This window comes from Micromonospora psammae, assembly GCF_036902725.1.
In the GTDB taxonomy this organism is placed as follows: domain Bacteria; phylum Actinomycetota; class Actinomycetes; order Mycobacteriales; family Micromonosporaceae; genus Micromonospora.
In genome coordinates this window covers 26,595-49,278 of the sequence record NZ_JBAKHM010000016.1, presented here as the reverse complement: position 1 = coordinate 49,278, position 22,684 = coordinate 26,595, and the positions used below count along the sequence as shown (strand labels likewise).

The following is a 22,684-nucleotide window of genomic DNA, read 5'->3' as shown; positions in this document are numbered from 1 at the left end:
GAGCACGCCGGTCACGAGCCCGCACAGGTGACCCGCCAGCCCGAGCCCTCCGCCGTCTCGACCACCGGCGGCCGACCCGCCACCGTGGTGGAACAGCGCACCCGCCGGCCGTCGTCCTCCGCCGTCGCGATCACGATCACCCGGTTCGGGTCGTCGGTGCGGATCGACCTGCGCCAGGGCAGCGGGACCGCCTCCAGGTGGATGAAGTCGCCGTTGGCGTCGTAGTACTGGATGTCGGCCCGGGTCGCCCCGGTGACCTCGTACCGCACGCCGAACCGGCCCGCGCCGGTGGACGGGGTGACGGCCGGCTGGGCGGGTTGGACGGGCGGGGGCGGGGTCCAGGTCGCCTCGGGGACGTCCTCCTCCTCGTAGTCGTACGGGTCGGGGTAGGGCTCCTCGGCGACCGGATCGGCGTACCGGCCCAGCAGCACGCCGCCCACGCCGAGGCAGCCGCAGACGGCGAGGGTGAGCGCCACGACGACGCCGACCACCACGCCCACCACCCGTCCGGAAGAGCCGGAGCCCCCCGCCGGGGGCCCCGAGGCGTACGGCGGCGGGTAGCCCGGTGGCGGCCAGCCCGGTCGTCCCGCCACCGGGCCGCCCGGTAGCGGCAAGCCCGGGTGGCCCGGCGCTGGCGGCGCCCCGACGCCGATCCAGTCCTGGGGCCGGGCCGGCCGGACCGGGCGCGCCGCGGGCGACGACGGCCCCGCCGGGGCCGGTGTCCCGGGACCGGCCGACGGCGGTGTCCACGGCGTCCCGGAAGCGGGCCGGGCCGGGTCGGTCGAGGGCGCCGTCCACGGCGTCCCGGGGGCCGGGCTGGCCGGACCCGTCGACGGCGGGGTCCACGGCGTGCCGGGGGTGGCCGGGTCGGGAGACGGCGCCGTCCACGGCGTGCCGGGGGTGGGGTTGGTCGACGGTGCCCACGGCGTGCCCGGGTCGAGCGGGGGCGGCGGGTCGAGGGTCGGTCCGGCGGGTGTGCCCGTGGCGGCGGGGGCCGGCGCGGCCGTCGGGCCGGTCGGCGGGGGGGGCATCCACGGCACGGGCGCGGCCCAGGGCGCGCCGCCCGCCAGTGGATCCGGCGCGGCCAGCGGGTCCGGGGGCATCCAGGCGTACGGCGAGCTGGTCGGCGGGGCGGTCGGGTCCGGCGGTGGAGCCGCCGGGGACGGCTCCGGGCCGGTGGACGCGTCGGACATGGCAGCTCCGGGAGGCGGGAGGGATGGGACGAGCGGGCCGTCCCAGGGACGTGCCGGATCGGTCGAGAGCGTGTCGCACGGGTGTCCGCCCCCGCAACCCCGCCCCCGCCGGCCCGCCCCGTCCCGATCGCGCCGATCGTCCTCGGGACGCTCCTCGCAAGCCGATCGCTCAAATTCAGTGCTTGTTTACCCGGCTTCTGCGCACGCGAGATGAGCGGAACTGGGTTAGGCTGCTGGCCATGTGTGGAATCGTGGGTTACGCCGGCTCGCGCCCGGCGCTCGGCATCGTGCTCGACGGACTCCGGCGGCTGGAGTACCGCGGCTACGACTCGGCCGGCGTGGCGATCGTCTGCGACGACGAACTGCTCACCGAGAAGAAGGCCGGCAAGCTCGCCAACCTGGAGAAGGTCCTCTCCGAGCGCGCCGCCAGCAACCCCGAGGACTGCGCCGCCAGCCCGATCGGCATCGGCGACGGCACCACCGGCATCGGGCACACCCGCTGGGCCACCCACGGCGGCCCGACCGACCGCAACGCCCACCCGCACCTGGCCCCCGACGGCCGGGTCGCCGTGATCCACAACGGCATCATCGAGAACTTCGCGAAGCTCCGGGCGGAGCTGGAGGAGAACGGCGTCCAGTTCAGCAGCGACACCGACACCGAGTGCGCCGCCCACCTCCTCTCCGCCGCGCTGGCCGACCTGCGCTCCGCCGGCGAGGTCGACAGCCCGCAGCTGCTCGCCTCCGCGATGCGGGTGGTCTGCCAGCGGCTGGAAGGGGCCTTCACCCTGCTCGCCGTCGACGCCGGCATCCCCGGCGCGGTGGTCGGCGCCCGGCGCAACTCGCCGCTGGTGGTCGGCCGGGGCGACGGCGAGAACTACCTCGCCAGCGACGTGGCCGCGTTCATCGAGCACACCCGCGAGGCCGTCGAGCTCGGCCAGGACCAGATCGTGCTGATCACCGGCGAGAGCATCGAGATCACCGACTTCGCCGGGCACCCCGCCGCCGGCAAGGACTTCCACATCGACTGGGACTCCTCCGCCGCGGAGAAGGGCGGCTACGACTGGTTCATGCTCAAGGAGATCGAGGAGCAGCCGCAGGCGATCGCCGACACGCTGCTCGGCCGGCTCACCGAGACCGGTGAGATCGCCCTCGACGAGGTCCGCCTCAGCGACCAGGACCTGCGCGACGTCGACAAGATCTTCATCGTGGCCTGCGGCACCTCCTACCATGCCGGTCTGGTCGCCAAGTACGCCATCGAGCACTGGACCCGGATCCCCTGCGAGGTGGAGCTGGCCAGCGAGTTCCGCTACCGCGACCCGGTCCTCGACCGGTCCACGCTGATCGTGGTGATCTCGCAGTCCGGCGAGACCATGGACACCCTGATGGCGCTGCGGCACGCCAAGGAGCAGAAGGCCCGCGTGCTGGCCATCTGCAACACCAACGGCTCGACCATCCCGCGCGAGTCCGACGCCGTGCTCTACACCCACGGCGGGCCGGAGATCGCGGTCGCCTCCACCAAGGCGTTCCTCACCCAGGTGGTCGCCTGCTACCTGATCGGCCTGCACCTGGCCCAGGTGCGCGGGATCAAGTTCGCCGACGAGGTCGGCGCGGTGGTCGCGCAGCTCCAGGAGATGCCGGGCAAGCTGCGCGAGCTGCTCGACCGGATCGAGCCGGTACGCGAGCTGGCCCGCGAGCTGAAGTCCGAGCCGACCGTGCTCTTCATCGGCCGGCACGTCGGCTACCCGGTGGCCCTGGAGGGCGCGCTGAAGCTCAAGGAGTTGGCGTACATGCACGCCGAGGGCTTCGCCGCCGGCGAGCTGAAGCACGGCCCGATCTCGCTGATCGACAAGGGCACCCCGGTGATCTGCGTGGTGCCCTCGCCGGTGGGCCGGGGCATGCTGCACGACAAGGTCGTCTCCAACATCCAGGAGGTGCGCGCCCGGGGCGCCCGGACCATCGTGATCGCCGAGGAGGGCGACCAGGCCGTCGTCCGCTACGCCGACCACCTGATCTACGTGCCGCGGACGCCGACCCTGCTCGCCCCGCTGGTCACCACCGTGCCGTTGCAGGTGCTGGCCGCCGAGATCGCCGCCGCCCGGGGCCACGACGTGGACCAGCCCCGCAACCTGGCGAAGTCGGTCACCGTCGAGTAGGCCGCGACCGGTCAACCGGGCCCCGCCCGCCGCGTCAGTGGCGGGCGGGGCCCGTCCGTCTCCGGGCGGGAACTCACCGGCCGAGCACGATCCGGGCCATCCCGTCCAGCGCCGGGTTGCCGGGCTCCCAGTAGCCGGTGTGGCCGTACCGGCCGCTGGGAAAGGTGCGACCGCCGAAGCCCGGATCGCTCGGATCGTGCCCGAACCACAGCTCGTGGTCGGACGGGCGGAGCAGCGAGACGGCCGTGGCCAGCGGGGACGCCGCGAGCACCGCCCGGCCGGCCAGCTGCCCGGGCGGCTCGACCAACCGGATCACGTCGTCCGGTGCGGTGCTGGACCAGACCTGCCCGGGCGGCAGGCGCAACGCCTCGGCCCGGTCCACCCCGACGCCGGGCGAACCGACGAAGACCAGCGCGTCCGCGCCGAGCCCGTGATCCCGGGCCGCGGCACCCACCACCACCGACCCGTAGCTGTGCCCCAGCACCGTCTGCCGGGCCGGCGGGCCCTCGTGGGTGGCGCGCAACCCCTCCTGGAAGCGGTGCAGCGCCGGGGCGGCGTCCGTGGCCTGGGTGGAGCGGGCCGCCTCGGGCAGGAAGTCCGGCGCGTCGTAGTCCAGCCAGAGGACCGCCGCCGTCTCCTCGCCGGGGGCGATGGTGGCGCACCTGGCGAGCACCCGCCCGGCCCGGCTCAGCTCGCCCGGCGCGTCGCCGAGGTCGGCGGTCATCCCCGGCACGTACGTCAGCACCCGGTCGGCCCGGTCCGGGTTGCCCAGCGCGACGATCGCCCGCCCGTCGCCCCTCGGGTCCAGCCCCAGCAGGTACGGCCGGGGCGTCCGCTCCGCCGCCAGCCGCCCGGCGAGCGCGTCCACGCCGCCGAGGTGCTCCTCGACCCGGCGCAGGGCCGCCAACTCCCACGCCCCGCGCGGGGAGCGGCCCAGCAGCTCCCGGCGCTCGGCGAGCAGCGCCTCCCGGTGCCCGGCCAGCAGCAGCCGGTTCGCCTGGTCGCGGGCCGCGACCGGCACCCCGTCTAGGCGGCCGACCAGCCCCGACTCGTGCACCGTCAGCCAACGCCGCTGCGCCGGGGTGAGCCCCGCCCACCAGGCCCGGACCGCCGCCGGGTCGGCCTCGGCGGCCGGCCGCCCGGGCGGCGGCGGCTCCGTCCATCCGGCTCGGGCGGCGGCGGAGAGCTCGTCCAGCCGGGCGGCCGTCTCCCGGTCGGCCGCGTCGGCCAGCGCCAACGCGTCCCGCAGCGCCGCGGCCACCTGGTCCACCGCCGCCGCCGCCGAACCGGCGCCGGCCGCCCCGCCGTGCCGGTCGATCTCCACCCCGGTCCGGTCGGCCAGCGCCACCGCGTCGGCGAGCCGGGCCTTCGCCACCCGCAGCCGGCCGGCGAACTCGGCGAGCACCTGGTCGATCTCCAGCACTGCCGGTAGCAGCCCGGCCAGCTCGTCGCGGAACGCGCCGAGTCGCCCGTCGGCGGCCGTGGCGGCCCCGCCCGACCAGCCGTCGCGCAGGGCCGCCGCCCGCTCGCCCAACCCGGCCCGGCGCCGCTCGACCGGGTCGGTCAGCCCGCCCCAGGCCGCCGCGGCCCCGGCCCACGCGCCCGGTGAGGCGCCCCAGAGCTGCGCGTACCCGGTCATCGCGGCACGGCGGTCAGCCGGCCGGCGGCCCGCTCGTCCACCGCCTCGTACTCCTCTGCGGCCGTGCGCAGCCCGGCGGCGGCCTCGGCGACCCGGGCGGCCAGCGCGCCGTGCCAGGCGTGCACCGCCGACTCCAGCCGGACCAGGGCGGCGGCGGCCCGCCACCCGGGCGCCGCCACCACCAGCCCCGGCACGCCGCCACCCCGTGCGCCAGCCGGTACGCCTCGTCGGCGACCCCGCCCGCGACCCCGCGCAGCACCCCCGGTCGTACCTCGAACGGTTCGTCGTCCATCCCCGCGCCCCTCCCGCCGGACACCTCGACGCCGCCGACGGTAGGCGGCGCCACCTGCGGTGGACAGGCCCTGTGGACAGCCGGCGGTGGTCGTACCCGAGGGTTTTCCACAGGCATTGCCCCCAGCGTGGCCGGCGGCTAATCTGCCGCCCCGGCCGCCGGTAGGGTGAGCTGATGATCGTCGCGGTCGGCATCGACGTCGTGCTGGTGGACCGGTTCGCCCGGGCCCTGGCCCGGACGCCGCTGCTCGCCGACCGGCTCTTCACCGAGGCGGAGCGGTACACCCGGTCCGGCAACCCCCGGTCCCGGGAGTCGATGGCCGCCCGGTTCGCCGCGAAGGAGGCGGTGGCCAAGGCGCTCGGCGCCCCGGCCGGGTTGAGCTGGCACGACTGCGAGATCGTGCCCGACCCGGACGGCCGGCCCTGGCTGACCGTCTCCGGCACGGTGGCCGCCGCCGCCGCCGAACGCGGGATCAACCGCTGGCACCTCTCGCTGTCCCACGACGGCGGAATCGCGTCGGCCATGGTGGTCGCCGAACGGTGATCCCACCGGGCGGGTCGACCGGCGCCGCCCGCAGGTAGGGGAAGGACGGGGTCGGCATGAAACCGGTGTGGCGGGTCGCGGACGTCCGCGCGGCGGAGGCCGGCCTGATGGCCACGCTCCCGCCGGGCACGCTGATGCAACGGGCCGCCGCCGGGCTGGCCCGCCGCTGCGCGCTGCTGCTGGCCGACCGGGGCGGGGTGTACGGCTCCCGGGTCCTGCTGCTGGTCGGCACCGGCGACAACGGCGGCGACGCCCTGTACGCCGGGGCGCTGCTGGCCCGGCGCGGCGCCGCCGTGTCGGCGCTGCTGGTGACCCCCGGCCGGGCGCACGCCGAGGGGCTGGCGGCCCTGCGTGCCGCGGGCGGCCGGCTGGTCGACCGACCCCCGGCCATGGTCGACCTGGTGCTCGACGGCATCGTCGGGATCGGCGGCACCGGTGGGCTGCGGGAGACTGCCGAGCAGCTCGCGGCCAGCCTGGTGCGGTACTGCGGGCGCGACGGCACGCGGGCGACGGTGGTGGCGGTGGACGTGCCGAGCGGGGTGGCGGTGGACACCGGGCACGTGCCGCTGACCGCCTCCGGTCGCCCCAGCGCGGTGCGCGCCGACGTGACGGTGGCCTTCGGCGCGCTCAAGCCCGCCCTGGTGGTCGGACCGGCCGCCGTCCTCGCCGGGCACGTCGAGCTGGTCGACATCGGATTGGCGCCGTGGCTGCGCGGGTCACCGGCGCTGCGGGTGACCGAGTGGTCGGACGTCGTCGAGTGGTGGCCGCGGCTCGGCGCCGCCTCGGAGAAGTACACCCGGGGCGTGGTGGGGGTGGCGACCGGGTCGGCGACGTACCCGGGCGCGGCGGTGCTCTCCGTCGGTGGCGCGCTGGCCGGTCCGACCGGCATGGTCCGCTACGCCGGTGGGGCCCGCGCGGAGGTGCTGCACCAGCATCCGTCGGCGATCGCCACCTCCCGGGTCGCCGACGCCGGCCGGGTGCAGGCCTGGGTCTGCGGCTCCGGGCTCGGCACCGGCGAGGAGGCCGCCGCCGAGCTGCGGGCGGTGCTCGCCGCCCCGGTGCCGGTGGTGCTCGACGCGGACGCCCTCACCCTGCTGGTGGACGGTTCCCTCGCCGGTCGGCTGCGCGACCGGGACGCGCCGATCGTGGTCACCCCGCACGACCGGGAGTTCGCCCGGCTCTGCGGGGAGCAGCCCGGCGCGGACCGGGTCTCCGCCGCGCTGCGGCTGGCCGCCTGGATGAACGCGACGGTGCTGCTCAAGGGGGACCGGACGGTGATCGGCACGCCGGACGGGCGGGCGTACGTCAACCCGACCGGCACCGCCGCGCTGGCCACCGGGGGGACCGGCGACGTGCTCGCCGGGCTGCTCGGCTCGCTGCTCGCCGCCGGGCTGGCGCCGGAGCGGGCGGCGGCGGCCGCCGCGTACCTGCACGGGTCGGCCGGGCGGGAGGCGGCCCGGGGCGGGCCGGTGACCGCGTCCGACGTGGCGGCCGCGCTGCGCCCGGTGGTGGCCCCGCTGTTCCGTTGAACCGGGGCGGGGCCGGGAGCCGTACTCCCCGGCGTGCGGTGCGTCGGGCGACGCTGCCGGCCGCACGCGTACCGGAGGAGGAACCATGCGCAGAGCGCTCCTGCTGAGCGTCGCCGTCGGCGGCATGCTGCTGGCCGGGACCGCCGTCGCCACGGCGAAGGACGGCCGGGACCGGGTGGCCACCCCGCCCGGCGGGCCCGCCTTCGAGCTGCGGATCGACCCGGAGCTGGACGCCCGGTTCGGCCCCCGGCCGGTGAACGCCGTCCGGGCCGCGGAGATCGTCACCGCCCGGTTCGGCGGCCAGGTGACCCGGGCCGAGCTGGACGAGGAGAACGGCCGGCCGATCTGGGAGATGACGTTGCGCGGGGCGCGGGTCGGTGAGGTCGACGTCGACGCGATCGACGGGACCGTGTCCGGCGGCTGAGGCCGGAGCGCGGTCCTGTGATCACCCGGCAAGTAGGCTGGGCGCATGTGGCAGGCCGAGGTGCGCGTCGATCTGGACGCGATCCGTGACAACGTGGCCCGGCTCCGGGCGGGCACCAGCGCCGAACTGATGGCGGTGGTGAAGGCCGACGGGTACGGCCACGGCATGGTCCCGTCGGCCCGTGCCGCGCTGGACGCCGGTGCCGACTGGCTCGGCGTCTGCACGCTCGACGAGGCGTTGACCCTGCGCGGGGCCGGGATCACCGCGCCCGTGCTGGCCTGGCTGCTCGCCCCCGGGCTGCCGCTGCACGAGGGCGTCGCGGCCGGGGTGGACCTGGCCGCCGCCAGCCTGCCGCAGCTGGCCGAGATGGTGGAGGCGGGCCGCCGCGCGGACCGGCCGGTCCGGCTGCATCTCAAGATCGACACCGGGTTGTCGCGGGGCGGGGCCACCGTCGCGGACTGGCCGACCCTGCTGGAGGCCGCCGCGAAGGCCCAGGCCGACGGCCTGGTCGAGGTGGTCGGCGTGTGGAGCCACTTCGTGTACGCGGACCTGCCCGGCCACCCCACCACCGACCGGCAGTTGGCGGTCTTCCACGAGGGCCTGGCCATGGCCGAGCGGGCCGGCCTGCGTCCGCGCTACCGGCACCTGGCCAACTCGGCCGCCACGCTGACCCGCCCCGACACCCACTTCGACCTGGTCCGCCCGGGCATCGCCACGTATGGCCTCTCGCCGGTGGCCGGTGACACGTTCGGGTTGCGCCCGGCGATGACCGCCCGGGCCCGGGTGATGCTGGCCAAGCGGGTCCCGGCCGACACCGGCGTCTCGTACGGCCACACCTACCGCACCGACGGCGAGGCGAACCTGGCCGTGGTCCCGCTCGGCTACGCCGACGGGGTGCCCCGGCACGCCTCGAACGTCGGCCCGGTGCAGCTCGCCGGGAAGCGCCGGACCATCTCCGGCCGGGTCTGCATGGACCAGTTCGTGCTGGACTGCGGCGACGACCCGGTGGTTGCCGGGGACGTGGCCACCCTCTTCGGCGACGGGGCGGACGGCGCGCCCACCGCGGACGACTGGGCCGAGGCCGTCGGCACCATCAACTACGAGATCGTCACGCGGTTCGGCGGGGTGCGGGTGCCCCGGGTCTACGACGGCGAGCGGAGTTGACGCCGTGACGCAGCGCTTCCGGATCCCCCGGCCGCGGACCGCCGCCGGCCGGATCGCCGGGGTGGTCGGCGCCGCGGTCGGCGTCGCCGCCGCCGGGCTCGCCGCCGGCGTCGCCACCGAGCGCACCCTGGTGCGCCGGCTCAAGGCCGACCCCACCGACCGGTACGCGCACGAGGTCTTCGGCGCGCAGCGGTACGACGAGTCGTACCGGTTGGAGATGCCGGACGGCACCGACATCCACGTCGAGGTGGTGGAGCCGACCCGCCCGGTCCGGGGCAACCCGACCGTGGTGCTGGTGCACGGCTTCTGCCTGGACATGGGGACGTTCCACTTCCAGCGCAAGCTGCTCGCCGAGCGGGGCGAGCACCGCGTCGTCGCGTACGACCAGCCCGGTCACGGCCGGTCGGGCCGCCTGGAGACCGGCGAGTACGACCTCGCGGCGCTGGGCCGGACCCTGCGCCGGGTGATCGACCGGGCCGCCCCGGAGGGGCCGCTGGTGCTGGTCGGGCACTCGATGGGCGGGATGACCATCATGGCCTTCGCCGAGCTGTACCCGGAGATGTTCGGCGACCGCGTGGTCGGCACGGTGCTGATGGCCACCTCGGGTGGCCTGCTGGCCGAGACCAGGCTGGTCGCCCCGGCACTGCTGGGTCGGGTCGGCGCGCCGGTGCTGTACATGGTCAGCAACGCCACCCGGTACGGCGGCACGGTGATCGACAAGGCCCGCAAGTCCACCACGAACGTCGCCTGGCTGCTCACCCGCAAGTACGGCTTCGGCACCCCCAAGCCGAGCCCGGCCCTGGTGTCGTACGTGGAGCAGATGAACTCGCGGACCTCCGCCGACACGGTCACCCGTTACCTGCGTACCCTCGCCACCCACTCCCGCTTCCCGGCGCTGGCCGCGCTGAGCGGCACGCCGGTGCTGGTGGTCGTGGGGGACAAGGACATGATCACGCCGGTGACCCATTCGGAGGAGATCGTCCGCCGGCTGCCGCACGCCGAGTACGTGAAGATCCACGACAGTGGGCACGTGGTGATGCTGGAGCACGCCGACGAGGTCAACGCGGCGGTGGAGCACTTCCTGGAGTCGTTGTGAACGTCACCGTCACACTGCCCACGGTCGAGGAGACGCACGCGTTCGGCCGCCGGCTGGCCGGGGTGCTGCGCGCCGGTGACCTGCTGCTGCTCACCGGTCCGCTGGGCGCCGGCAAGACCGCGCTCACCCAGGGCATCGGCGCCGGGCTCGGGGTGCGCGGCGAGATCACCTCGCCGACCTTCGTGATCGCCCGGGTGCACCGGCCCGATCCGGCCCGGGGCGGCACGGTGGGGCTGGTGCACGCCGACGCGTACCGGCTGGGGGACGCGGCCGACCCGCGCGCCGAGATCGACGACCTCGACCTGGACGCGTCGGTGGACGACTCGGTGACCGTGGTCGAGTGGGGTGAGGGGCTGGTCGAGCAGCTCGTCGACGCCCACCTGCGGGTCCGCATCGACCGGCGGGACGACGACAGCCGGACCGTCGAGCTGGAGCCGGTCGGGGGCGACTGGGCGCACCGCCTGGCGGGGCTGGGCTGAACGCTGTCGTACCGGCTGCCTAGAGTGCCCGGGACCGACTGCGAAAGGTTGCCGATGTCCGACGCCGCCCCCACCCTCGACCTGCTGGCGCTGCTGCCGGAGGCCTGGCGTGCCGTGCTCGCCCCGCACCTCGATCCGGCCCGCACCGCGGCGCTGGCCGAGTTCGTCGCCCACGAGTACGCCACCCAGACCGTCTTCCCGCCGGTCGAGGATCTCTTCGCCGCCTACCGGCTCTGCGGGCCGCGGGAGACCCGGGTGCTGATCCTCGGTCAGGACCCCTACCACCGGGCCGGGCAGGCGCACGGGCTGAGCTTCAGCGTGCGCGAGGGGGTGACGGTGCCGCCGTCGTTGCGCAACGTCTTCAAGGAGCTGGGCGAGGACCTGGGCGTGCCGAAGCCGCGCAGCGGCAACCTCAACGGCTGGGCGGCCCAGGGCGTGCTGCTGCTCAACGCGGTGCTCACCGTCCGCCAGGCCACCCCCGGCTCGCACGGCAACAAGGGGTGGGAGGAGTTCACCGACGCCACCATCCGCGCCCTGGACGCGATGGAGGAGCGGGTCGTCTTCCTGCTCTGGGGTGGGTACGCCCGCAAGAAGGCGGCCCTGGTCACCAACCCCCGGCACGTCGTGCTGGAGGCCGGCCACCCCAGCCCGATGAACCCGCGCGGCTTCCTCGGCAGCCGCCCGTTCAGCGCCGCCAACAAGGCCCTCGCCGACGCCGGCCTGCCCACGATCGACTGGGAGCGGTCAGCGGGCTGACCCGGCTGGCCGTCGCGGCGGCCGTCGGTGGGCGCCGAGGCTGCCCGGCTGACCTGGCTGACCTGGCTGACCTGGCTGAGCTGGCTGGCCAGCGGCTCAGCTCGACCGCTCGCCGCCGGCCTGCCGTTGCCGGTGGCGGCGCAGCAGGTCGGCGGCGCGCGGGTCGGTGATCTCCACCGCGACCAGCGGCACCACCCGGTAGCTCCGCTCCCCGTGCCGCACCTCGATCGCCTCCGGCAACTCGTCGCACATCCGGGCCCGGACGTCACCGGCCACGGTCCGCCAGAGGTGCTCGCCCGGTTCCTCCGGCTCCAGCCTCAGGTAGCCGAACTCGCGCCACTGCGCGTTCCAGCGCTGGGCGTAGCCGTCGGTCAGCCACTGGGTGAACCGTGCCGAGTCCGCCCACCGGATGGCGATCTCCACCTCGGTCACCGGCACCGGTGCGCCCTGCAGGAGCGCGGCCGAGCCGCCGGCCAGGACGTGGGGGAGGTCGCCGAGACGAGCCACGACCGCGTCGATGCCGGCCTGGTCGATCCGGTCGGCCAGCGGCTGCCCGGCGAGCGCCCCGATCCGCGCGTCGAGGTCCGCGTCCAGCGGCTCGACGGCGACGGTGAGCTGGGCGCCCATGGCGTCGAGCAGCTGTTCCAGCAGCTCGACGCTCGGGCTGCGGTCACCGCTCTCCACCCGGGCCACCATCGCCTGGCTCACCCCGGCGAGCCGGGCCAGCTCCCGCTGGGTCAGCTGGCGCGCCTCGCGTTCGCGCCGGACGACGGTGCCGAGGACGGTGACCAGGCGCGAGGAGGGCATCCCCGGATGGTGGGCCATTTCCGTGTGAGCGCGATACCTGAGAGGCATATTGATGACTCAGAGGTATTACTGTCGCGGAGGTCATGCCTCCCAGCGGTGTAACGCGGCGTGATCCCCGGCCCTCGCGCCCCGCCAACCCGGCTCCGCCGGGCGTGGACGGGGTGTGACCGGAGGTGACCGGGAGGGGCGGCTAGGCTGGCATACCGTGCTCGTACTGGTGGTGGACTCCTCGACCCCGGCGGTGACCGCCGCGCTGGTGGAGGTCTCGGCGGACGGGGTCGCGGCACGGGCGCTCCGGTGCACGGTCGACGCCCGCGCCCACGGCGAACTGCTCGCCCCGCAGGTGGACGCGGTGCTCGCCGACGTCGACGCGCGGCCGCGTGACCTCGCCGCCATCGTCGCCGGGCTCGGCCCCGGCCCGTTCACCGGGCTGCGGGTGGGCCTGGTCACCGCCGCGACGATGGGCCAGGTGCTCGGCGTCCCCACGTACGGCGTCTGCTCCCTCGACGGCCTGGGCCATCCGGTGGCGGCCGGCGAGCCGGTCCTGGTGGCCAGCGACGCCCGCCGCAAGGAGGTCTACTGGGCCGTCTACGACGGCGCCGGGGAGCGGATCGCCGGGCCGAACGTCGACAGCCCCGCGGTCGCCGCCGAGCGCGCCCGCGACCTGCGGGTCACCTCGGCGGTCGGTGACGGCGCCCAGAAGTACGCCGACGTGCTCGGCCTGCCGGTGCGGGTCGAGCCGCGCTACCCGGACGCCACCGCGCTGGCGGTGCTGGCCGCCGAGCGGATCCGGTCCGGCGCCCCCTCCGAGGCGCTCACCCCGCTCTACCTGCGCCGGCCGGACGCCGTGGCCGCCACGGCCCGCAAGCCGGTCCTGCCGTGAGCGCCGGGGCAGGGCTGGCGCGGTTCCGCTGGTGGCACATCGACGAGGTGCTGCCGATCGAGGCGGACCTCTTCGGCGCCGAGCAGTGGTCCCCGGCGATGTTCTGGAACGAACTGGCCAACGGACACCACTACCGGGTGGCCCTCGACGACGACGGGACGCTGCTCGGCTACGCCGGGCTGGCCGTCCAGCCCGACGAGGCGTGGGTGCAGAACATCGCCGTCCGCCAGGACGCCCAGCGGCGCGGCGTCGGTCGTGCCCTGCTCGAGGAGCTGCTCGCCGAGGCGGCCCGGCGCGGTGCCCGCAGCGTCCTGCTGGAGGTCGCGGCGGACAACGTCCCCGCCCAGAAGCTCTACGCGGCGTACGGCTTCGAGCCGATCGGCGTCCGCCGCGGCTACTACCAACCGAGCAACACCGACGCGCTGGTCATGCGGCGCGACGAGGACTGAGGAGCCATGGCTGACGAACCCCTGATCCTCGGCATCGAGACCTCCTGCGACGAGACCGGCGTCGGCATCGTCCGCGGGCACACCCTGCTGGCCGACGCGCTCGCCTCCAGCGTCGAGCAGCACGCCCGGTTCGGCGGCGTGGTGCCCGAGGTGGCCAGCCGCGCCCACCTGGAGGCCATCGTGCCGACCATGCAGCGGGCGCTGCGCGAGGCCGGGGTGACGATCGCCGACATCGACGCCATCGCGGTCACCTCCGGTCCCGGCCTGGCCGGCGCCCTGCTGGTCGGGGTCGCCGCCGCGAAGGGCTACGCGCTCGCCGCCGAGAAGCCGGTGTACGGGGTGAACCACCTCGCGGCGCACGTCGCCGTGGACACCCTCGAACACGGCCCGCTGCCCGAACCGGCGATCGCGATGCTGGTCTCCGGCGGGCACTCCTCGCTGCTGCTCGTCGACGACCTGGCCCGCGGCGTCACCCCGCTCGGCGCCACCATCGACGACGCCGCGGGCGAGGCGTTCGACAAGGTGGCCCGGCTGCTCGGGCTGCCCTTCCCCGGCGGACCGTACATCGACCGGGAGGCCCGGGCCGGCGACCCGGCGTCGATCGCCTTCCCGCGCGGGCTCACCGCCGCCAAGGACCTCGCCGCGCACCGCTACGACTTCTCGTTCTCCGGCCTGAAGACCGCGGTGGCGCGGTGGGTGGAGGCCCGGCAGCGGGCCGGCGAGCCGGTGCCGGTGGCCGACGTCGCCGCGTCCTTCCAGGAGGCGGTCTGCGACGTGCTCACCGCCAAGGCGCTCGCCGCCTGCCGCGCGAACGGCATCGAGACGCTGGTCATCGGCGGGGGAGTGGCGGCCAACTCGCGGTTGCGGGCGATGGCCGAGCAGCGCGCCGAGAAGTACGGCATCCGGGTCCGGGTGCCCCGGCCGAAGCTCTGCACCGACAACGGCGCGATGGTCGCCGCGCTCGGCGCGCACCTGGTCGCGGCCGGGGTGGCACCGAGCCGGCTGGACCTGCCGGCCGACTCGGCGATGCCGCTGACCACGGTCAGCGTGTGACGGCGGCGGAAGGGACCAGCGACGTGATCGTGCGGATGTGGGAGGCGCGCGCCGAGCCCTACGGCTTCGCCGAACTGATCACCTGGGTCTGTGACACGGCGCTGCCCGAGTTCGAGCACGACCCGTTGCACCTGTCCAGCGAGGTCTTCTCCTCCACCGACCACCGGGTGGTGGTCGTCTCCAAGTGGCGCAGCAGTCCCCGGCCGCTGCCCGAGCCGCCGGCCATGCTGGTCGCCCGCCCCCCGCACTCCTGGGACTTCACCCAGGTCGACCGTTGACCACGACGGGCCGGGAGCCCTCCGCTCCCGGCCCGTCGTGGTGTGTCGTGGTCAGCTGCGGCGCATGATGCGCCAGGTGGCGATGCCGCCGGTGCCGAGCGCGAGGAGGAAGACCGCCCAGACCACGGTGGTGCTGATCGCGACCGAGGGGGCCGGGGCGCCGGCCTTGGCGGCGGCGATCAGCGAGTCGCTCTGGGCGGCCGGGATGGCGGCCGGCGGCAGCTGCTGCCAGCGGACCAGCCCGGTGCTCTCCAGCATCGACATGTGGTCGTTGACGAACTTGTTGGCCTCGTCGGCCAGCTTGCGGACCGTCGCGTCCCGGGTGCTGGCCCGGACCGCCCCGATCACCGGGTAGATCTTGCCGTGCGCCACCCGCAGCCGGGTGACGAAGATCTGGTCGAACTGGGCGCCGGTGGCCTCCTGCATCTCGGAGAGCCACCCCTTCTGCTCGCTGGTGGGGTCGCTGGGCAGGGTGGCGCCCAGCTTGTTGGCGGCGTCGACCACCAGCTGGTCCAGCACGCCGTGCTGCCGGGCGATCTCCGCGCCGATCTCCCGCACCCGGGCGGACTGGCCCCGCTCGGCGGCCATCTGCCCGGCGGGCATCTCCCACAGGCCGGCCAGCCGGACCCCGTTGAGCAGCGTCATGTCGGCGGCGTTCATCTGATTTCCCGGGGCGGCGACGGCGGCGCCGGGCAGGACGGTGAACCCCGCCACCAGCGCGATGAGAAGCACCGCCATCCGGTGGATCCGGTGCCCCTGCCGACGACGTGCGGATTCCAGCGGTGCCATGCTGCGGTGCCTCCTCGCCTCGGGCGGTACGCGTGACGCCGGGCAGCGGATCCGCCGGCTGCCCGTCCGTCCACTGGTACGGATCACCCGCCGAAAGAGTTCACCGATCCGGGCCAGCCACTGACCGAGAACTCAGCGCGCGACGCGGCTCAGCCGATCAGCGGGTCAGCGCCATGAAGAGGCCGAGCAGCAGCAGGGTGGCCGCGGCGACGGCGAAGAGCAGCAGCAGCTCCCGGCGTCCGGAGCCGTCGACGTCCGCCCCGTCCATTCGGTCCGGTGCGGGCAGGTCCCGGGTGAGCGCGGCCAGGTCGCCGAGGGTGCGCGCGGTCCAGACCCCGGCCACCCGCTCGGAGAACTCGTCCAGGCTCAGCCGCCCCGCGGCGGTGTGCCGTTGCAGCTCGGCGACCATCTGGTGCCGGTCGTCGTCGGAGGCGCGCAACTGGACGTCCACGTGCGACAGCGTACGCAGCGGGCGGCGGCGGCGGGACCGGCCGGTCAGCCGACGTCGAGCGGGTCGGCGAGGAGCCGTTCGAAGGCCAGCTCGGCCGCGCCGATCAGCGCCGCGTCCTCACCGAGCTTGGGGGTGCGCAGCCGGACGTGCTCCAGGCAGGCGGGCAGCCCGACCGAGTTGAGCCGGCTCCGGACCTGCGCCGCGGCGGCCAGGTAGAGGTCGCGCATCGTGCCGCCGAAGATGACCATCTCCGGGTTGAAGATGTTGACCAGGTTGGCGACGCCGAAGCCGAGCCAGTCGCCGGCCTGGCGTACCGCGGTCTGGGCCCGGGCGTCGCCGCGGTCGGCGGCGTCGAAGACGGCCAGCAGCGCCTCCCGGCCGCGGGCGTGGGAGCGGCCGGCGGCCCGCAGCAGCGCGTGCTCGCCGATCTCGGTCTCCCAGCAGCCGCGCGAGCCGCACTCGCAGGGCTCGCCGTCGCGGACCACCACCATGTGCCCGACCTCGCCGCTGTAGCCGCCGTGGCCGGTCAGCCGGCGCCCGCCGGCGATGATGCCGGCTCCGACGCCGACGTCCCCGTACAGGTAGATCACGTTGTCGCAGCCGGCGGCGACGCCCCGGGCGTGCTCGGCGAAGGCGGCCACGTCCGCCACGTTGCCCACCGTCACCGGTACGTCGATGCGGAGCTCGTCGGCGAGCGCCGCGCCGATCGGCTGGTCGACCCAGCCGGTGGTCGGGCCGAGCCGGACCAGGCCGTCGTCGCGGCGGACCATGCCGCAGACGGCCACCCCGGCGCCGACGCAGATCGACCCGGCCGGTACCGCCTGGCGCATCTCCTTCAGCGCCGTGGCCAGCAGCGGCGTGGTCTCCCCGGCGTCCAGGCCGCGCGGCCGGTCCAGGTCCCGGCGGTCGAGCACCTCACCGCCGAGACCGATCCGCGCGGCCCGCAGCCGGTCCACCTCGATCGAGTACGCGTACGCGTAGACCCGGGCCGACTCGGGCCGGACGACCAGTGACGGTCGTCCGGCCCGGCCGGTCTCCTTCGGTGTCCCCTCGCTGACCAGCCCGGCGCCGGCCAGGTCGGCGGTCAGCGCGCCGATGGTGCTGCGGTTGAGCCCGAGCGTGGTGGTGAGTTCCGCGCGGGTGGTGGCGCCGTGCACGTGCACGTGACGGAGCAGCGCCCCCAGGTTCTGCCGCCGGATCTCCTCCTGGCTCGGTCCTGTCCGCATCGTTCCGGTACCCCGCGTCCCCGCTGGTCGGCGTGTGCCGTCGGTCAACGCGTGCCGGTGGCCGCGGAGCGGCGGCGGGACAGCGCGTCGACGCTGGCCGCGAGGAGCAGCACCACACCGGTGACCACGTACTTGACTCCCGAGCTGTACCCCATCAGGCCCATACCGTTGTCGATGACGGCGACCACCGCGCCACCGAGCACGGCGTCGAGGACGCGGCCCTTGCCACCGAAGAGGCTGGTGCCACCGATCACCGCCGCGCCCACGGCGTAGAGCAGCACGTTGCTGCCACCGGTGTTCGGGTCGACCGAGTTGGCCCGGCTGGCCGCGACGATGCCGCCGATGGCGGCCATCGAGGAGCAGATCACGAAGACCGAGATGCGGATCCGGTCGACGTTGATGCCGGCGCGGCGGGCCGCCTCCTTGTTGCCGCCGACCGCGTAGACGTGCCGGCCGTAGCTGGTGCGCTGGAGCACGAAGGTCCAGAGGATCAGCAGGAGCGCGATGATGGGCACCACGATGGGCACGCCCTTGAGCGAGGTGACCAGGACGTTGCGGCTGCGCTCGAGGTTGAGGATGTAGACGGCGGCGCCGAGGATCAGCGCGAGGGTGCCGATCCGGGCGAGGACCACCGCGATCGGGTCGGTGAGCAGGCCCCGGGTGGCCCGCTTGCGGTGCCGGAGCAGCTGCACGGCGGCGTACCCGCCGACCGCGACGGCCACCAGCAGCCAGCCGAGGACCGGCGAGAGGTTGCGGTTGGCGATCGCGACCAGGGTGTCGTCCCGGATCGAGATGTTCGCGCCGTCGTCCATCAGCATCAGCACGATGCCCTGGAAGGCGAGGAAGCCGGCGAGGGTGACCACGAAGGACGGGATGCCGACCTTCGCGACCAGCACACCGAGCGTCGTGCCGATGACCACGCCGGTGACGATCGCGGCGAGCACCGCCACGTACCAGGGGTAGCCGAGCACGGTGGCGACGTTGGCCAGGATGGCCGCGCAGACCCCGCTGGCGAAGCCGGCGGAGAGGTCGATCTCGCCGAGCAGCAGGACGAAGACCAGGCCCATCGCGATCAGGGTGACCGCCGCGCCCTGGGTGAACAGGTTGGCGAAGTTGCCGGCGGAGAGGAACGACGGCCGCATGATCGCGAAGACCGTGCAGAGCACGGCCAGACCGAGCACCGCGGGGAGCGCGCCGATGTCGCCGCCGCGTACCCGGCTCACGTAGTTGCGGACGTGGCTGCCGACCGTGGCCGCGGGCGCGACGGCGGCCGGGCCTTCCTTCTTGACGGCGGTGGTGGTCATCGGACGGCTCCCGAGGTGGTGTCGGTGGACCCCGCGGCGTGACCGGCGCTGCCGGTACCCGCCTCGGCGAGGCCGAGGGCGCCGGAGCGGCCGGCGGTGATCAGCTCGACCACCTGCGAGTGGGTGATGTCGGTGGTCTTCACCTGGGCGACCATCTGGCCGAGGTAGAGCGCGGCGATCCGGTCGGAGACGGCGAAGACGTCGTTCATGTTGTGCGAGATGAGCACCACGGCCAGGCCCTTGTCGGCGAGCCGGCGGACCAGCTCCAGCACCTGGGCGGTCTGCGCGACGCCGAGGGCGGCGGTCGGTTCGTCGAGGATGACCAGCTTGCTGTTCCAGAGCACCGCCTTGGCGATCGCCACGGTCTGGCGCTGGCCGCCGGAGAGGCTGGAGACGTGCTGCCGCAGCGACTTCACGGTGCGGACGCTGAGCCCGGCGAGGGTCTCGGCGGCCATCTGCTCCATGGTCGGCTCGTCGAGCACGAGCCCGCTGCGCTTCTCCCGGCCGAGGAACATGTTCTGCACGATGTCGAGGTTGTCGCAGAGCGCGAGGTCCTGGTAGACGACCTCGATGCCGAGCGCGGCGGCGTCCCGGGGGCTGTTGATGCTCACCGGCTTGCCCTCGAAAAGGAACTCGCCGCCGTCGGTCGGGTAGATGCCGCTGATGCACTTGACCAGGGTCGACTTGCCGGCGCCGTTGTCACCGACGAGCGCGGTCACCTCGCCGGGGTGGGCGGCGAAGGCGACGTCGCGGAGTACCTGGACGGGACCGAAGCTCTTGTCGATCCCGCGTAGTTCCAGCAGGGGGGTCGCGGACACGGGGGTCTCCTTTGCGCGGAGGGGAGATCTCGGACCCGTCCGGTGGCGGGACGCCGCCCGGCACGGTTGTCACCGTGCCGGGCGGCGTCGCCTCTGGAGCGGGGTGGGAACGGTACGGGTCAGCTGATGCCGGCGTCGGCGCAGAGCTTGGCGTACGTCCCGGTGCAGAGCTCGTCCTTGGTCACGAAGCCGTCGGCCACGACGTCCTTGACGTTCTCCTTGTAGATGGCCTTCGGGGTGAGCAGCACGGCGGCGACGTCGCGGCCACCCTCCGGGTCCTTGACCGTCTGACCGGTCTCCTTCTTCTCACCCTTGGCGACCGCGATGGCCAGGTCGGAGGCGGCCTTCGCCTCCTCCTTGATCGCCTTGTAGACGGTCATGCACTGGTCACCGGCGAGGATGTTCTGCAGGCCCTGCGGGGTGGCGTCCTGCCCGGTCACCGGGACCTTGCCGTTGAGCTTGTTCTTCTTGAGCACCGAGATGGCCGCGTTGCCGAGGCCGTCGTTGGCGGCCAGGACACCGTCGATCTTGCCGCCGGCCTTGGTCAGCTGCTGCTCGAAGATCGTGGCGGCCTGGGTGTTGTCCCAGTCCGGCACCGAGTCGTCGGCGACCTTGGTGTACTCCTTGGCGTCGATCTTCGGCTTGAGGACCGAGTCGTAGCCGTTCTTGAACAGGGTGGCGTTGTTGTCGGTCGGCGAGCCGTTGAGGTAGCTGATCGCCGGGTTCTTGACGCCCTTGTCGGTCAGGCACTTGGCCAGACCCTCGCCCTGGAGCTTGCCGACGGCCTCGTTGTCGAAGCTGACGTAGTACTGCGCCGAGCCGCCCAGCGTGAGCCGGTCGTAGTCGATGGTGGCGACGCCCTGCGACTTGGCCTTGTCGAGCACGGCCTTGCCGGTGCCGGAGTCCAGATTGACGATCATCAGGGCGGTGACGCCGTTGGTGATCATCTGGTCGGCGATGGTCTGGAAGGCGTTCTTGTCGCCCTGCGCGTTCTGGATGTCGTAGTCGACGCTGGCGGCCTTGAAGGCCTCCTCCAGGAACTTGCGGTCCGCGCCCTCCCAGCGGGCGGAGGACTTGCTGTCCGGCAGGATCACGCCGATCTTCGGCTTCTTTTCGGTGGAGCCGCCGGCCTGGTCGGTGCCGGAGTCGTCACCGCAGGCGGCCATGCTGCCGGTGGCCAGCAGGCCCACGGCGGCGAAGGTGAGGAAGCCCTTGCGCATCTGCACGGGTCCTTTCGGGGGTGGGGGAGTAGTTGCTTTTGTTGTGCCCGGCAACGTATTCCCGTTCACGTTCAGCGCGCAAGCCTGCCGAGGTCAGAAGTTTGTTGGCGGCAGTAACAATTCAGCAACGCGGTTGTCACGCGCCGGACACCCACCCAGGAAGCGCTCTCTCGGACCCGACCGGAAGCGCCTGCGCCGAGCGCCGACCGACACCCGCGACGCGCCCGTTCCGCGGCCGACCGAGCGGGCGGGCCCGGGTCAGGAGCCGGCGGCCAGCCTCGCCGTGACCGCCCCGGTGAGGTTGACCAGATCGGCCGGGGAGAGCTCGACCTGGAGCCCGCGCCGACCGGCCGAGACGTAGACGGTGTCGTACGCCAGCGCGGAGGAGTCGAGCACCGTCGGCAGTCGTCGGCGCTGGCCCAGCGGGCTGATCCCGCCCCGGACGTAGCCGGTGGCCCGCTCGGCGACCGCGCGGTCGGCCATGGTGGCCCGCTTGCCGCCGACCGCCGCCGCCAACGCCTTCAGGTCCAGCTCGCCGGTGACCGGCACGACCGCCACGGTCAACCCGCCGTCGACCTCGGTGACCAGCGACTTGAAGACGCGCTCCGGCGGCACCCCGAGCGCCGCCGCGACCAGCGCGCCGTAGTTCGGCGCCTCCGGGGACACGTCGTACGGATGGGTCCGGTGCGTGATCTTCCGCTTGGTCAGCAGCGCCGTCGCCGGAGTGCCCCGTCCCGCCATGACGGCCACGCTAACCCGGACCGTCCCGGCGGGCGACTCAGCTCGCCACCGGACGGCAGAGCAGCACCGTCGGCGCCCCGGCGACCCGGGTCAGCACCAGGCTCGCCCCGGCGCCGCCGGCCAGCCTCAGGTCGCGGCGCAGCTTCTCCGGCTCCAGCGCCGACCCCCGCTTGAGGATCTCCACCCGGCCCACCCCCCGCTCGCGCAGCAGGGCCCGCAGCCGCTTGAGCGAGAAGGGGAGCACGTCGGTCACCTCCAGGCAGCGGCCGAACGGCGTCGCGGCCGGAGCGTCGGTGTAGACGTAGGCGATGCTCGGGTCGGCGAGGGTGCCGCCGAGGTCGGCGGCGAGCTCCGCGACCAGGTGGGCCCGGACCACCGCGGAGTCGGGATCCAGCAGGTAGCGCCGGACCGGCCCGACCGGCGCCTCGGCGTCGCCGGAGCCGGCCAGTTGATGAGCGGAGGCCTCCCGGGTGCCGGCGGCGTCGACCGGGGGGCCCTCCCTCAGCAGGGTGGCGCGGCGGGGGGTCTCGGCGAGGCGGCCGCACCAGAGGGCCGCCTCGACCAGGTCACCGTCCACGCTCACCCATTCCGCCTCGGCGCCGGCCGGGATGAGCGCGTGGTCCAGGCCGGGAGCGACCTTCACCACGGTGTGCGGCACCCGCTCGGCGAGGCCGGTGACGAAGTCCCAGGGCGGGGAGTAGGACTTCGGGTCGAAGATCCGCCGCCCGGTGCCGGCCCGGCGCCGCGCCGGGTCGCAGAAGACACCGTCCACCCGGGTCACGTCGAAGGCCGTCGCGTCGCCGCACTCCACGGTGAAGAGCTCGGCCAGCCCCGCGGCCTCGGCGTTCGCGGCGGCCATCGCGGCGGTCACCGGGTCGGCCTCCACCCCGTACACCCGGATGCCGGCGCGGGCGGCGGCGAGCGCGTCCGCGCCGAGGCCGCAACCCAGGTCGGCGAGGCTGCGCACCCCGGCGGCGCGCAACCGGGCGGCGCGCCGGTCCGCGACCACCCGCCGGGTGGCCTGCTCCAGCCCGGCCCGGGTGAAGAACATGCCGGCCGCCGCCGGGCCGAACTTGCCGACCGCGCGGCGGCGCAGCTCGGCCTGGGTGAGCGCGGCGGCGGCCAGTCCGGCCGGCAGTCCGGCGGAGCGGAGCGCGGCCGCCGCGGTCAGCGGGTCGCCGCCGGCCACCTCGGCCGCCGCCGCGAGCGCGGCCGACCCCGCCGGGGTACGCAGCGCGCCGAACTGGTCGAGATCCACCCGCCCATTCTCCCGTCCCGCCCCGCGTCACCGCCCCGGCCCCTCCGGCGGCGCCCGACGCGGTTCGCGGCAGGTCGCGGTCTCCCGCCGCGGGTACCCCGCGACATGCCGCGAACGGGGATCGGCAACGGCCGTGCGG

Annotated in this window: 24 protein-coding genes; 12 read left to right on the top strand and 12 right to left on the bottom strand. The window is 74.7% G+C overall.

Features of this window, described 5'->3' with window-relative positions:
• Positions 1 to 11: 11 nt before the first annotated feature.
• Complete coding sequence (locus V6U79_RS19260) at positions 12 to 593, bottom strand: MmpS family transport accessory protein (protein WP_334615366.1); 582 nt, start codon at positions 591 to 593, stop codon at positions 12 to 14.
• Positions 594 to 1,432: 839 nt separating this feature from the next.
• Here V6U79_RS19260 and glmS point away from each other — a divergent pair.
• Complete coding sequence (glmS, locus tag V6U79_RS19255; RefSeq protein WP_334529471.1) at positions 1,433 to 3,346, top strand: glutamine--fructose-6-phosphate transaminase (isomerizing); 1,914 nt, start codon at positions 1,433 to 1,435, stop codon at positions 3,344 to 3,346.
• A 73-nt stretch (positions 3,347 to 3,419) separates the two neighbouring features.
• On the opposite strand, the gene V6U79_RS19250 is transcribed toward glmS, so the two are convergent.
• Positions 3,420 to 4,985 carry an alpha/beta hydrolase gene (locus V6U79_RS19250; RefSeq protein WP_334615365.1) on the bottom strand — a complete coding sequence of 522 codons (1,566 nt, stop codon included), beginning with the start codon at positions 4,983 to 4,985 and terminating at the stop codon, positions 3,420 to 3,422.
• Positions 4,982 to 5,179 (bottom strand): hypothetical protein, encoded by a 198-nt coding sequence (locus V6U79_RS19245; protein ID WP_334615364.1) that lies wholly within the window; start codon positions 5,177 to 5,179, stop codon positions 4,982 to 4,984. Before V6U79_RS19245 ends, V6U79_RS19250 begins: the two co-directional genes overlap by 4 nt.
• A gap of 272 nt (positions 5,180 to 5,451) precedes the next feature.
• Here V6U79_RS19245 and V6U79_RS19240 point away from each other — a divergent pair, with 272 nt between their 5' ends.
• The 7 genes from V6U79_RS19240 (at position 5,452) to ung (ending at position 11,268) form a co-directional block, all read left to right on the top strand.
• Positions 5,452 to 5,820, top strand: a complete 369-nt coding sequence (locus V6U79_RS19240) for a holo-ACP synthase (protein WP_334529490.1) — start codon at positions 5,452 to 5,454, stop codon at positions 5,818 to 5,820.
• A 56-nt stretch (positions 5,821 to 5,876) separates the two neighbouring features.
• Positions 5,877 to 7,349 carry an NAD(P)H-hydrate dehydratase gene (locus V6U79_RS19235; RefSeq protein ID WP_334615363.1) on the top strand — a complete coding sequence of 491 codons (1,473 nt, stop codon included), beginning with the start codon at positions 5,877 to 5,879 and terminating at the stop codon, positions 7,347 to 7,349.
• A gap of 85 nt (positions 7,350 to 7,434) precedes the next feature.
• Positions 7,435 to 7,773: a PepSY domain-containing protein gene (locus tag V6U79_RS19230; protein WP_334529496.1), complete on the top strand. Its 339-nt coding sequence runs from the start codon at positions 7,435 to 7,437 to the stop codon at positions 7,771 to 7,773.
• A 45-nt stretch (positions 7,774 to 7,818) separates the two neighbouring features.
• On the top strand, positions 7,819 to 8,937 hold the full coding sequence (alr, locus tag V6U79_RS19225) for an alanine racemase (RefSeq protein ID WP_334529499.1): 1,119 nt from the start codon (positions 7,819 to 7,821) through the stop codon (positions 8,935 to 8,937).
• A gap of 4 nt (positions 8,938 to 8,941) precedes the next feature.
• Positions 8,942 to 10,033, top strand: a complete 1,092-nt coding sequence (locus V6U79_RS19220; protein WP_334615362.1) for an alpha/beta fold hydrolase — start codon at positions 8,942 to 8,944, stop codon at positions 10,031 to 10,033.
• Positions 10,030 to 10,512, top strand: a complete 483-nt coding sequence (tsaE, locus tag V6U79_RS19215) for a tRNA (adenosine(37)-N6)-threonylcarbamoyltransferase complex ATPase subunit type 1 TsaE (RefSeq protein WP_334615361.1) — start codon at positions 10,030 to 10,032, stop codon at positions 10,510 to 10,512. Before V6U79_RS19220 ends, tsaE begins: the two co-directional genes overlap by 4 nt.
• A 54-nt stretch (positions 10,513 to 10,566) precedes the next feature.
• The gene (gene ung / locus V6U79_RS19210; RefSeq protein ID WP_334529507.1) at positions 10,567 to 11,268 is read left to right on the top strand and encodes a uracil-DNA glycosylase; all 702 of its coding nucleotides are present in this window, start codon (positions 10,567 to 10,569) and stop codon (positions 11,266 to 11,268) included.
• Between the two features lie 96 nt (positions 11,269 to 11,364).
• Here ung and V6U79_RS19205 read toward each other — a convergent pair whose 3' ends face one another.
• Positions 11,365 to 12,075, bottom strand: coding sequence for a helix-turn-helix domain-containing protein (locus V6U79_RS19205; RefSeq protein WP_334615360.1), 711 nt, complete (start codon positions 12,073 to 12,075; stop codon positions 11,365 to 11,367).
• A gap of 205 nt (positions 12,076 to 12,280) precedes the next feature.
• Here V6U79_RS19205 and tsaB point away from each other — a divergent pair, with 205 nt between their 5' ends.
• The 4 genes from tsaB to V6U79_RS19185 are packed head-to-tail and all read left to right on the top strand — an operon-like array spanning position 12,281 to position 14,738.
• Positions 12,281 to 12,958 (top strand): tRNA (adenosine(37)-N6)-threonylcarbamoyltransferase complex dimerization subunit type 1 TsaB, encoded by a 678-nt coding sequence (tsaB, locus tag V6U79_RS19200; protein ID WP_334529510.1) that lies wholly within the window; start codon positions 12,281 to 12,283, stop codon positions 12,956 to 12,958.
• Positions 12,955 to 13,407 (top strand): ribosomal protein S18-alanine N-acetyltransferase, encoded by a 453-nt coding sequence (rimI, locus tag V6U79_RS19195; protein WP_334529512.1) that lies wholly within the window; start codon positions 12,955 to 12,957, stop codon positions 13,405 to 13,407. Before tsaB ends, rimI begins: the two co-directional genes overlap by 4 nt.
• A gap of 6 nt (positions 13,408 to 13,413) precedes the next feature.
• On the top strand, positions 13,414 to 14,460 hold the full coding sequence (gene tsaD / locus V6U79_RS19190; protein ID WP_334529514.1) for a tRNA (adenosine(37)-N6)-threonylcarbamoyltransferase complex transferase subunit TsaD: 1,047 nt from the start codon (positions 13,414 to 13,416) through the stop codon (positions 14,458 to 14,460).
• Between the two features lie 23 nt (positions 14,461 to 14,483).
• A complete protein-coding gene (locus tag V6U79_RS19185) occupies positions 14,484 to 14,738 on the top strand; it encodes a hypothetical protein (RefSeq protein ID WP_334529602.1) in 255 nt (84 codons plus the stop codon).
• 51 nt (positions 14,739 to 14,789) lie between these two features.
• On the opposite strand, the gene V6U79_RS19180 is transcribed toward V6U79_RS19185, so the two are convergent.
• The 8 genes from V6U79_RS19180 to V6U79_RS19145 form a co-directional block, all read right to left on the bottom strand.
• Positions 14,790 to 15,527 carry a DUF4142 domain-containing protein gene (locus V6U79_RS19180; protein WP_334529516.1) on the bottom strand — a complete coding sequence of 246 codons (738 nt, stop codon included), beginning with the start codon at positions 15,525 to 15,527 and terminating at the stop codon, positions 14,790 to 14,792.
• Positions 15,528 to 15,684: 157 nt separating this feature from the next.
• Positions 15,685 to 15,978 (bottom strand): DUF1707 SHOCT-like domain-containing protein, encoded by a 294-nt coding sequence (locus V6U79_RS19175; protein ID WP_334529519.1) that lies wholly within the window; start codon positions 15,976 to 15,978, stop codon positions 15,685 to 15,687.
• A 44-nt stretch (positions 15,979 to 16,022) separates the two neighbouring features.
• Positions 16,023 to 17,204: an ROK family protein gene (locus V6U79_RS19170; RefSeq protein WP_334529522.1), complete on the bottom strand. Its 1,182-nt coding sequence runs from the start codon at positions 17,202 to 17,204 to the stop codon at positions 16,023 to 16,025.
• 44 nt (positions 17,205 to 17,248) lie between these two features.
• Entirely contained in the window at positions 17,249 to 18,508 is a 1,260-nt protein-coding gene (locus tag V6U79_RS19165) for a sugar ABC transporter permease (protein ID WP_334529525.1), read from the bottom strand.
• Complete coding sequence (locus V6U79_RS19160; protein ID WP_334529528.1) at positions 18,505 to 19,326, bottom strand: ATP-binding cassette domain-containing protein; 822 nt, start codon at positions 19,324 to 19,326, stop codon at positions 18,505 to 18,507. The genes V6U79_RS19165 and V6U79_RS19160 overlap by 4 nt, the downstream gene beginning before the upstream one ends.
• A gap of 119 nt (positions 19,327 to 19,445) precedes the next feature.
• Positions 19,446 to 20,546, bottom strand: a complete 1,101-nt coding sequence (locus V6U79_RS19155) for a sugar ABC transporter substrate-binding protein (RefSeq protein WP_334529530.1) — start codon at positions 20,544 to 20,546, stop codon at positions 19,446 to 19,448.
• Between the two features lie 258 nt (positions 20,547 to 20,804).
• Positions 20,805 to 21,287, bottom strand: a complete 483-nt coding sequence (ybaK, locus tag V6U79_RS19150) for a Cys-tRNA(Pro) deacylase (RefSeq protein WP_334529533.1) — start codon at positions 21,285 to 21,287, stop codon at positions 20,805 to 20,807.
• A gap of 37 nt (positions 21,288 to 21,324) precedes the next feature.
• Positions 21,325 to 22,545, bottom strand: a complete 1,221-nt coding sequence (locus V6U79_RS19145; protein ID WP_334529536.1) for a THUMP-like domain-containing protein — start codon at positions 22,543 to 22,545, stop codon at positions 21,325 to 21,327.
• Positions 22,546 to 22,684: the final 139 nt, after the last annotated feature.

Bases quoted from the DNA above. Each gene is read 5' to 3' on its own strand.
- glmS (WP_334529471.1), top strand. From the start codon at position 1,433: ATGTGTGGAATCGTGGGTTACGCCGGCTCGCGCCCGGCGCTCGGCATC.
- V6U79_RS19250 (WP_334615365.1), bottom strand. From the start codon at position 4,985: ATGACCGGGTACGCGCAGCTCTGGGGCGCCTCACCGGGCGCGTGGGCC.
- V6U79_RS19240 (WP_334529490.1), top strand. From the start codon at position 5,452: ATGATCGTCGCGGTCGGCATCGACGTCGTGCTGGTGGACCGGTTCGCC.
- V6U79_RS19235 (WP_334615363.1), top strand. From the start codon at position 5,877: ATGAAACCGGTGTGGCGGGTCGCGGACGTCCGCGCGGCGGAGGCCGGC.
- V6U79_RS19230 (WP_334529496.1), top strand. From the start codon at position 7,435: ATGCGCAGAGCGCTCCTGCTGAGCGTCGCCGTCGGCGGCATGCTGCTG.
- alr (WP_334529499.1), top strand. From the start codon at position 7,819: ATGTGGCAGGCCGAGGTGCGCGTCGATCTGGACGCGATCCGTGACAAC.
- ung (WP_334529507.1), top strand. From the start codon at position 10,567: ATGTCCGACGCCGCCCCCACCCTCGACCTGCTGGCGCTGCTGCCGGAG.
- V6U79_RS19205 (WP_334615360.1), bottom strand. From the start codon at position 12,075: ATGCCCTCCTCGCGCCTGGTCACCGTCCTCGGCACCGTCGTCCGGCGC.
- tsaD (WP_334529514.1), top strand. From the start codon at position 13,414: ATGGCTGACGAACCCCTGATCCTCGGCATCGAGACCTCCTGCGACGAG.
- V6U79_RS19180 (WP_334529516.1), bottom strand. From the start codon at position 15,527: ATGGCACCGCTGGAATCCGCACGTCGTCGGCAGGGGCACCGGATCCAC.
- V6U79_RS19170 (WP_334529522.1), bottom strand. From the start codon at position 17,204: ATGCGGACAGGACCGAGCCAGGAGGAGATCCGGCGGCAGAACCTGGGG.
- V6U79_RS19165 (WP_334529525.1), bottom strand. From the start codon at position 18,508: ATGACCACCACCGCCGTCAAGAAGGAAGGCCCGGCCGCCGTCGCGCCC.
- V6U79_RS19155 (WP_334529530.1), bottom strand. From the start codon at position 20,546: ATGCGCAAGGGCTTCCTCACCTTCGCCGCCGTGGGCCTGCTGGCCACC.
- ybaK (WP_334529533.1), bottom strand. From the start codon at position 21,287: ATGGCGGGACGGGGCACTCCGGCGACGGCGCTGCTGACCAAGCGGAAG.